At 72.1% G+C, this 9,662-nt stretch carries 8 protein-coding genes; 6 read left to right on the top strand and 2 right to left on the bottom strand.

Annotation, left to right across the window (positions count from 1 at the left end):
- The first annotated feature begins 143 nt into the window (after positions 1-143).
- From CW362_RS21630 to CW362_RS21640, 3 genes are all read left to right on the top strand, one after another.
- On the top strand, positions 144-632 hold the full coding sequence (locus CW362_RS21630) for a MarR family winged helix-turn-helix transcriptional regulator (RefSeq protein WP_103551160.1): 489 nt from the start codon (positions 144-146) through the stop codon (positions 630-632).
- 137 nt (positions 633-769) lie between these two features.
- Entirely contained in the window at positions 770-1,588 is an 819-nt protein-coding gene (locus tag CW362_RS21635; RefSeq protein ID WP_103551161.1) for a class I SAM-dependent methyltransferase, read from the top strand.
- Between the two features lie 84 nt (positions 1,589-1,672).
- On the top strand, positions 1,673-3,142 hold the full coding sequence (locus CW362_RS21640) for an RICIN domain-containing protein (protein ID WP_103551162.1): 1,470 nt from the start codon (positions 1,673-1,675) through the stop codon (positions 3,140-3,142).
- Between the two features lie 39 nt (positions 3,143-3,181).
- On the opposite strand, the gene CW362_RS21645 is transcribed toward CW362_RS21640, so the two are convergent.
- Entirely contained in the window at positions 3,182-4,858 is a 1,677-nt protein-coding gene (locus tag CW362_RS21645; protein ID WP_103551163.1) for a rhamnogalacturonan lyase B N-terminal domain-containing protein, read from the bottom strand.
- A 263-nt stretch (positions 4,859-5,121) separates the two neighbouring features.
- Here CW362_RS21645 and CW362_RS21650 point away from each other — a divergent pair, with 263 nt between their 5' ends.
- From CW362_RS21650 to CW362_RS21660, 3 genes are all read left to right on the top strand, one after another.
- Positions 5,122-6,210, top strand: coding sequence for a rhamnogalacturonan acetylesterase (locus CW362_RS21650; protein ID WP_103551164.1), 1,089 nt, complete (start codon positions 5,122-5,124; stop codon positions 6,208-6,210).
- A 111-nt stretch (positions 6,211-6,321) separates the two neighbouring features.
- Positions 6,322-8,058, top strand: coding sequence for a DUF2264 domain-containing protein (locus CW362_RS21655; RefSeq protein WP_103551165.1), 1,737 nt, complete (start codon positions 6,322-6,324; stop codon positions 8,056-8,058).
- Positions 8,059-8,105: 47 nt separating this feature from the next.
- Positions 8,106-8,834, top strand: coding sequence for a rhomboid family intramembrane serine protease (locus tag CW362_RS21660; RefSeq protein WP_103551166.1), 729 nt, complete (start codon positions 8,106-8,108; stop codon positions 8,832-8,834).
- On the opposite strand, the gene CW362_RS21665 is transcribed toward CW362_RS21660, so the two are convergent.
- Positions 8,831-9,493, bottom strand: a complete 663-nt coding sequence (locus tag CW362_RS21665; protein ID WP_103551171.1) for a TetR/AcrR family transcriptional regulator — start codon at positions 9,491-9,493, stop codon at positions 8,831-8,833. The genes CW362_RS21660 and CW362_RS21665 overlap by 4 nt on opposite strands.
- Between the last annotated feature and the right edge of the window lie 169 nt (positions 9,494-9,662).

Consider the following 9,662-nt stretch of genomic DNA (forward strand, 5'->3'; position numbering starts at 1 on the left):
TGATGGATGAGAGATCGGTGGATGAGAGATCGGTGGATGAGCGATCGAAGGATCGGTGATCGATGGATCAGCGACGGACGGGTCGGTGATCAAGGAGTCGGCGGCCGGGGGCGCCGGACGGGGCGGCAGTAAGCTCGGCGGCGATGAACGCCACCCCTCAGCCCGGCGACGAAGCCGCCGCCCGAGCCGCCAACAGCCGACTGGTCCGGGATTTCGGCCTGCTGATCAAGTCCGCCACCCGCCTGGAACAGCGCATCGACGGCGAGCTGCGGCAGGAGTGCGGGATCAGCCACACCATGCTCGAGGTCCTGATACGGCTCTGCCGCCGGCCGGGCGAGGAGATCTCCCAGCGGCACCTCGCCGACGACCTCACGCTGACCAGCGGCGGCACCACCCGCCTGCTCGACCGCATGGAGGAGGCGGGCCTGGTCCACCGGACCCCCTCGCCCGCGGACCGCAGGGTCACGCTGGTGGAGCCGACCCCTCGTGGGCGCGAGGTGTTCCTGCGCGCCGCCGCCGTCCATGCCCGGCTGGTCGAGAAGTACTTCGTCGCGCCGCTGACGGCCGACGACTACCGGCGCCTGACCGCCGCCCTGGGCCGGATCGACCTGGCGCTGCGCGACGACGCCTGACGCGCCCCGCGTTCGCCTCCGGGCGTGGACCGGTCGCTTCGGGGGCGGGGCCGGTCGCTCCGGGCGTGGACCGGCCGCTTCAGGGGCGGGCCGCTGGAGGGCCGCCCCTGAAGCGGGGCGGCCCCTAGTCTGGGCGCATGCTGCGTGATGTGTTCGACGAGGACGCCGAGCTCTACGACAGCGCCCGCCCCGGTTATCCGCCCGCCCTGGTCGAGGCCCTGATCGCCGGCGCGCGGCTGTCCCCGGCCGGGCGGGTCCTCGAAGTGGGTCCGGGTACGGGGCAGTTGACCGTACCCCTGGCGCGTGCGGGACTGCGGATCACCGCGGTCGAACTCGGCCCCTCGCTGGCGGCCGTGGCCCGGCGCAATCTGCGGCCCTTCCCGGACGCCGCGGTCGAGGTCGCCGCCTTCGAGGAGTGGAGGCCCCCGCCCGGCCCCGGCTTCGAACTGGCGGTCAGCGCCACCGCCTTTCACTGGATCGACCCCGCGGTGCGCGTGTCCAGGACGACGGCCGCCCTCGCCCCGGACGGCATGTTCGCCCTGGTCACCACCCACCATGTGGCGGGTGGTTCGGCGGCCTTCTTCGAGCGGGTCCAGCGCTGTTACGAACGGTGGGACCCCGGCACCCCGCCCGGTCTGCGCCTCGCCGACGAGGCGACGGTGGTCTCGGACGTGACCGAACTCGAGGACTGCGAGGAGCTCGGGCCGGTCGGGATCCGGTGCTTCCCCCAGGAGATCACCTATACGACCGCGGCCTATCTGGACGTCCTGCGCACCTACTCCAACCACCGGGCACTGCCACCGTCCGCGCTCGGCGGCCTCCTGGACTGCGTGGCCGAACTGATCGAGGACCGGCACGGCGGCAGCGTCACCCAGCGGTACCTGCACGAGCTGATCACGGCCAGGCGCGTTCCTCCCGCGGGCCGAGCGGAGGGCCGGTCCCGTCCGTCCCGTTGACCTCGGCGTAGTACGCGCTTACTTTTCGGCTGCGGCGTTCGTAACCGCAGCTGATGTTCGGCACTCCGGACGGACGGTCACCGTATGAGCCGCACGAGCCGCACCATCCCCGCCCCGCGCACCATCCACGCCGGGCCGCACCCGCCGAGACGCGTGTGTGCCCTCCTCGTCGCGCTCGCCCTGGCGGTCGCCTGGGGACTCCTCGCCGCCGTACCCGCCCGGGCGGCGGCCCGGACCATCACCAACGGGACCCAGTTCACCTCCACTTCGGGCGACGCCGTGCACGCGCACGGCGGCGGGGTCCTCGAAGTGGGCGGTTATTACTACTGGTTCGGGGAGAACCGCGACGCCGACAACACCTTCAGGTACGTCGACGCCTACCGCTCCACCGACCTGAAGACCTGGGAGTTCCGCAACCACGTCCTGACCCGGTCGAGCGCCGCCGAGCTGGGCACGGCCTACATCGAGCGGCCCAAGGTCATGTACAACGCGTCCACCGGCAAGTTCGTCATGTGGATGCACAAGGAGAACGGCGTCGACTACAGCGAGGCGCGTGCCGCCGTCGCCGTCTCGGACACCGTGGACGGCGCCTACGCCTACCGGGGCAGCTTCCGGCCGCTCGGCCGGTACATGTCCCGTGACATCACGACCTTCGTCGACACCGACGGAACCGGCTACATGGTCTCCGCCGCCCGCGAGAACTACGACCTCCAGATCTACCGGCTCACCGCCGACTACACCGGCGTCGCGGCGTTGGTGGCCGACCCCTGGCACGGCGGGCACCGCGAGGCGCCCGCGCTGTTCGAGCGGGGCGGCGTCTACTTCATGCTGACCTCGGCCGCCACCGGCTGGAGTCCCAACCAGCAGCAGTACGCCACCGCCACCTCGCCCGCCGGCCCCTGGACCGCGATGGCGAACGTCGGTGACTCCACCGCGTACGGCTCGCAGACCGCCTACGTCCTTCCCGTGCAGGGGACTTCGGGCACCTCCTACCTCTACATGGGCGACCGCTGGGGCGATTCGTTCGGCGGCTCGGTCGACGACTCCCGGTACGTCTGGCTGCCGCTCGTCTTCCCTACGGCCACCACGATGTCCCTGTCCTGGTCCCCGGAGATCTCCGTCGACACGGCCGCCGGGACCGTCGGCGCGACGAGCGCCGTCTACGAAACCCTGACGGCACGTCACTCGGGCAGGTGCGCGGACGTGCCGGACCAGTCGCTGTGGCAGGGGGTCGCGCTCACCCAGTACGCCTGCAACGGCGGGGCGAACCAGAAGTTCTGGTTCAAGGCCCTGGGCGGCGGATACTACGAGCTGATGGGCAGGGGCAGTTCCCTGTGTCTGACCGAGAACACCGCCGGAGTCACCCAGGAGGACTGCTCCGGCGCCACCGCCCAGCAGTGGACGGTGACCTCCTCCGGCGGCTACACGCTCATCGGGGCACGGACCACCGGCGAGTGCCTGGACGTGTCCGGGGCCTCCACCGCCGACTCCGCCCCGCTCATCACGTACACCTGCAACGGGGGCGCCAACCAGCAGTGGAGGCGCGGGACGTGACCTGAGGCCCGTGCCGCGGCCGGTGGCCGCGGCACGGCGTCAGACCAGCAGGTCCAGCGCGTCGATCGACGTGCCGGCGCTGAGGTACGACGTCGTCCCCGACCCGCTCACCACGTCGATCTTCAGCACGTTGTACCGGCTGGTGTCGGTGAGCCAGGCGCTCGCGGGCACGCTGTACGTGAACGTGTTGTTGTTCCCGCGGTACGAACCGACCGTCAGGGAACGGGTGCTGGGCTGGGCGGGCGGTGAGGGGACCGACGAGACCCAGTCGTTGACCGTCACCTGCGGCCGGCCGTTCGCGTAGGCGGTGGTCACCCCGATCCGCAGGGTGTGCGCGGCGGCGGCCTGCGCGGCCGTCAGTCTGAAGTGGACCAGCAGACCGCTGTTGACGTCCTTCCAGATGTACGCCGGGAAGGACGCGGTCTCGCCGCCGCTGCCGATGACCACGTTGCCGGTCCACGCGGCGGCCCGGACGTCGGACGGGTGCGCGTACGTCATCAGGTCCGCGTTCTTGAACCCGGAGGGCGTACCGTCCCAGGTGCCGATCCGCCAGATCGCGCTCGCGTTGGCCGGGTCGTTCGAGGACGCCACGGTGATGGTGTTCAGGGTGGTCGTGGCCCCGGCCGTGACGGTCACCGAGGTGGTGTGGACGGCGAGTTCACCTTTGAAGACCGTGAGGGTGTACGTCCCCGGCAGGACGCCCCCGATCGAGAAGTAGCCGTCCGAGGACCGCGCCGGACCCCAGTACTGGGCGGCCGGGTCGGCGAGCCCGACCGTGTACGCGTACGCGGTGTCGCGGCCCGAGATGCCGACGCCCGCGACCTTGCCGCGGCCGCTCGCCGCCACGTAGCCGGAGATGCCGAGCGAGTCCGCCCAGGGGGTGGTCAGCGTGCCCGGGTACAGCGAGGAGGAGGGCGTGCCGCCGTCCGTGAAGGCGATGACGTACGGCCCCTGGAGCCCGAAGCGTTCGGCCTCGGTCTGGTTCTCGCCGTAGTACAGGATCTCGTACAGGCCGCCGCCGTCCGTGCTCTGGTGGCGCAGCAGGGAACGGTAGAACGGGCCGCCGGAGGCCTTCTCGTGGTTGGAGCGGACGACGTACAGGCCGACGCTCCCGGTGGTCCAGCCGATCGCGGAGTAGTCGATGACACGGCGCTTGGCGTAGTGCTTCGAGCGGGTCTGCCCGTCGGACTTCACGAAGACGTCCGCGGACTCGATGACGGTGGGCGCGTAGGTGTAGGAGTCGGGCTCGTCGTTGAGGAACAGTCCGGCCTTGACGCGGACGATGTAGCGCGTGGCGCTGACGGAGCTGTCGGCCTTGTTCGTCCAGAGGTAGATGTTGTTCTCCCCGCTGCGGGCCGCGTAGTAGTGCTTGAGCGTGCCGTGGGCGACGGAGACCAGGATCGTCGTGCCGGACTGGGCGATCGTCACCGTGGAGGTGCCGAGGCCGGACTCGACGTGCGAGTTCTTGCCGCCGTAGCCCTGGTACTCGGTGCCCCGGTGGACCAGCGAGGTCAGGTCGCCGTTCGTCTTGCTCACCTTGAAGACGAGGTTCGCGCCGGTGTCGACGACGTAGTTCGAGCCGTCGTCGCTCCAGCCGAAGGCCGCGGCGGACGCGGGGGACGCGAGCGGCCCGGAGAGGGCCGCGGTGCCGGCGGCGGCCGCGCCGCCGAGCACGAAGGCGCGGCGTCGGACCGGCCTGTTCGGGGATGCGGACATGGGGGTGCCTCCTTCGGGCGGTGGGGGGAGCGGAGGTCGAGGGGTGGGGGCGGAAGCGGAGGGGGAGTGGAGAGGAGGAGCGGGAGTCGGGCGGGTGGGGGTGCGGATGTTTCGCAGGGTGACAGGCGAAGCGTCATGGGGAAAGGGCTTTCGCTCGATCGAAGTCGGCAGGCGTATGAATTTCGGCCGCACTCTGGAAAGCGCTTGCTCTCTCGCGATACCGTCCTGCCGCCGGGTCCGGTCCTACTCCCGAGGAGCCGCACATGAGACGCCTCACCATCGCCGTGCCACTGCTGGCGGTGACCGCCGCCGGTGCGCTGTCGGCCGGCCCGGCCCAGGCCCACGCCCGGCGACCCGGCCCGGGCATGGAGAACTGCACGGCGACCGCCTGCCACTTCGACGTCCCGCCGGGCACGTACGACGTCACGGTGCTGCTCGGCGGCGGCACCGCGGCCAGTACGTCCATCAGCGGCGAGACCCGCCGCTCCCTGCTCCCCGAGACGGCCACCGGGGCGGGCCGGCCCGTGACGCGCTCCTTCACCGTCGACGTCCGCACCCTCGAGGGCGAGCCGACCGGCCCCGAGGGCGCCCCGGGCCTGGACCTGGTCGTCGGCGGTTCGGCGCCCGCGCTCGCCGGTGTCCGGGTGACCCCGGCCCTCCTCGGCGGGCGCGGCACCGCCCGGCCGGAGGACGGCCGCACGCGTACCCGGCAGATCTTCCTGATCGGCGACTCGACCGTCTGCGACCAGCCCGCCGACCCGTACTCCGGCTGGGGCCAGCAGCTGCCGCAGTACTTCAGGAAGGGCGTCTCCGTCGCGAACCACGCCGATTCCGGGGAGAGCACGGTCACCTACCTCGCCGATCCGGCGCTCTTCCCGGCCGTCCGGACACTGATCCGCGAGCACGACCTGGTGCTCGTCCAGCTCGCCCACAACGACAAGACGACCGACGGGGCGACGTACCGCGCGAACCTCGAGACGCTGGTCGCCGGTGTCCGCGCGCAGGGCGGCGAGCCCGTCCTGGTCACTCCGGTCGTCCGCCGCTGGTTCAACGCGGACGGCACCCTCGACAACGGCACCGCGCTGCTGGTGAACGGTCTGGGCGTGGACCATCCGGCCGTCGTCCGCTCGGTCGCCGCCGCCGAGGGGGTGCCGCTCGTCGACCTCACGGCGAGGACCAAGGCCCTCGTCGAGTCCCTCGGCGTCGAGGGCTCCAAGGCGCTCTACCTCTACGACGAGAAACGGGACAACACCCACACCTCGGTGCACGGCGCCACGGTGTACGCGGCCCTGGTCCGCGACGAACTCCTCGCCCTGGGGCTGGTGCCGAGGGCTCTGGTGAGGGTGGGATGAGCCCCTGGGGCGTTCCGACCGGAACCGGGGCGCCCCAGGTATCCGCCCCGGCCACCCGCCGGACACCCGGCCCCGAGACGCCGGGCCCGGCCCGGACAGGAAGACCGTGTGATGCCCGTCGAACCCGCCGAGGACCGCTCCCTCAGCCCGTACACCGGCTTCACCCGCGCCCATTGGGAGGCGGCCGCCGATTCCCTGCTCGCCGCGGTCGCTCCCTTCGCGACCGACGACCAGGCCCTCTACCGCTTCCCCGGCGGGCACACGAGCAGCGCGGGCGGACTCTCCGACGGCCTGGAGGGGTACGCCCGTACGCTGCTGCTGGCCGGCTTCCGCCGGGACGAGAAGGTCCTGGAGCGGTACGCGCGGGGGCTGGCCGCCGGAACGGCCGGTGTCTGGCCGCGCATCGAGGACCGCGGTCAGCCCCTCGTCGAGGCCGCGTCGATCGCGCTCGCGCTCAGGCTGACCAGGCCGCTGCTGTGGGACCGCCTGGACGACGTGGTGCGGCAGCGGGCCGCCGAGTGGCTCGGTGACGCGCTGACGGCCGAACCCTGGGCCTGCAACTGGGAGTTGTTCCCGGTGACGGTCGGCGGCTTCCTCGAGGAGATCGGCTACGAGCCCGACGCGTCACGTGCCGCGATCGACCGCGGCCTGGAGCGCATCGAGCAGTGGTACCTCGGCGACGGCTGGTACACCGACGGCCACGGGCGGAAGTTCGACCACTACAACGGCTGGGCGATGCACCTCTATCCGGTGCTGCACGCGTGGCTGGCGGACGACACCCGGCTCCTCGACCTGTACGCGGGCCGCCTGGAGGCCCATCTCGGCGACTACGCCCGGCTGTTCGGCGGCGACGGCGCACCGATGCTCCAGGGGCGCTCCCTCACCTACCGCTTCGCGACCACCGCCCCGCTGTGGCTCGGCGCGCTCACCGGCCGCACCCCGCTGTCCCCGGGCGAGACCCGCCGCCTCGCCTCGGGCGCCCTGCGCTACTTCCTCGACCGGGGCGCGGTGGACGGCGACGGCCTGCTCACCCTCGGCTGGCGCGGCCCCGACGAGGCGTTCCTACAGCACTATTCCGGCCCCGCCTCGCCGTACTGGGCGAGCAAGGCGTTCGTCGCCCTGCTGCTGCCCCCGGAGCACGAGGTCTGGACGGCCCGGGAGGAGCCGGGGCCGGTGGAACGCGCCGACGCCGTCACCCCGGTCGGCCCGCCCAACTGGCTGATCCAGTCGACGCGTTCGGACGGCCTGGTCCGCCTCCACAACCACGGCAGCGAGGACGTCCGTTACGACCCGTACTACACGCGGCTCGCCTACTCGACGGTGACGGAGCCGTCGCCGTCGTACGACAACAGTGTGATCGTCGGCACCGACGCGAGCCGTACGCGGATCGTGCCGTCGGGCGTCGGGGAGGGCTGGGCGGCGTCCCGGCACACCGTCTCGGAGGGGGTCGAGGTCACCTCCCTCGTGGTCGCGCGGGGTGCCGTGGAGGTGCGGGCCCATCTGGTGTCGGGCACGGTCCCGGGAACGCCGGTACGGGTGACGGGCTGGAACGCGTGCGAGGGCGCGCGCGGCGAACTCCTGCCCGCGCACGGTCTGTCGGGGACGGGAGAGGGTGTCACCGGGGACGGCCCCTGCCTGTTCGTCGCCCTCGTCCGCCTCACCGCCGACCGGGACCCCCTCCCGCTCGACGGCCTGGTGTCCGTGCGGGTGACGACGCCCGAGGGCGCGGGGCCGGGAGCGTACGACGTGACGGTGACCTGGACCGCGGGAGGAACGGCGGGCTTCCGGTTCGACGGCACCGGCGGTGTCGCCCCCCTGGACGGTGGCGACTCCACCGGCATTCCCTAGAGTTCGGGGTGGGGCGGAAGCGGATCCGCCGGGGCAGGGGGTGTGTCATGGGTGGTCCGGACGAGGGCCGGGGCGGCAGAGCCGGCGGCGGCCCGGCCGACGCGGAGCTGATGATCGCGGAGGCGCGGAAGGCGTTCTTCGTGATGTTCGGGTTCCTCGTGATCGTCTGGCTGGTGCAGCTGGTCAACTCCGCCGACCACTACGCCCTCTCGCGGGACTACGGCGTGGTGTCCGGCGATGTCACCACGCTGCCCGACGTCCTCACCGCTCCCCTCCTGCACTGGAGTTGGGATCACATCGAGAGCAACTCCGGCCCGCTGTTCGTCTTCGGGTTCCTGGCGGCCTACCGGGGCGTGGCCCGTTTCCTCGGACTGAGCCTGCTGGTGGCGCTGTCCAGCGGGCTCGTGGTGTGGTTCTTCGAACAAGGCAATACGGACACGGTGGGCGCGAGCGGCCTGGTCTTCGGCTACTTCGGCTATGTCGTGGTCCGCGGGATCTTCGACCGGCACCTGATCGACACCCTGATCGGTGTCGTCATGGCGGCGTCCTTCGCCTACCTGCTCACCGTCGCGGTGCCCGGGACGCCCGGGGTGAGCTGGCTCGGCCATCTCGGCGGCCTGATCGGCGGCCTGCTGGGCGCCTGGCTCTTCCGGGACCGCCGTCCGTCCGGCTCCGGCGGCGGCACGGCCGCCCTCGCGCCCCGCGCCCCCCGGCCGGGCGCCGACAACCCGCGCGCGGACCTGCACAAGGAACTGGGTGACCTGGGGCTGCTCTAGAGAGGGCGGGGCGGGCCCTGCCGGGTCCCGCCGTCGTGCTCCGGCGTGAACGGCGCGGGCCGGTCCCGGGGGCCCTCCTCGGCGCGCGGCCAGTTCTCCAGGGCGATGTGCAGGGCGTCCAGGGCGTGCCTCCAGGACGTCTCCACCGGGCGGGGAGCACCGAACCCGCCGATGGCCTCGAGGGCGCAGTAGCCGTGGAAGGTGCTGCGCAACAGGCGTACGGCGTCGGTCAGGTCGGGCTCGGACAGCCCGTAGGCGCGGAGCATCCCGTGGGTGACCTCGGTGGTGACCTCGGCCGTGCGGCGGTACTCCGCCCGTTCCGCGACCAGGGCGGGGTCGAGCTGCGTGTGGGTGGCCCGGTAGCGGCCGGGGCGCTCCAGCGCGTAGGCCCGGTAGGCGTCGGCGAAGGCGACGAGCGCGTCCTTGCCGGCCCGTCCGGCCACGGCGGTGGCGATCTTGTCGATCATCTCGCCGGACGCGAGCAGCGCGATGCGCTCGCGCAGCTCTCGGACGTTCCTCACGTGCGCGTACATGCTCGCGTCCTTCACCCCGAACTGCCGGGCCAGCGCGGCCACGGTGACGTTCTCGAAGCCGATCTCGTCCGCGAGATCGGCCGCCGCCAGCACGACCCGCTCGGTCGTGAGCCCGGCACGAGCCATGAGGACCACCTTTTCACCGCAGAGCATTTCCTGGGAAACCCAGGCGGAAGCCTAAGGGCTGTCCCGTAATCCCCGGTGGATCAGCGCGCGGCGTCAGATGCGGTGCATCGCAAGGCGGAGGGTCGTCCTCATACTGGGCGTATTCGGGCGATCCGACAACGCGGCGAGG

It is taken from the genome of Streptomyces populi, from assembly GCF_002911015.1.
Taxonomy (GTDB): Bacteria; Actinomycetota; Actinomycetes; order Streptomycetales; family Streptomycetaceae; genus Streptomyces; species Streptomyces populi.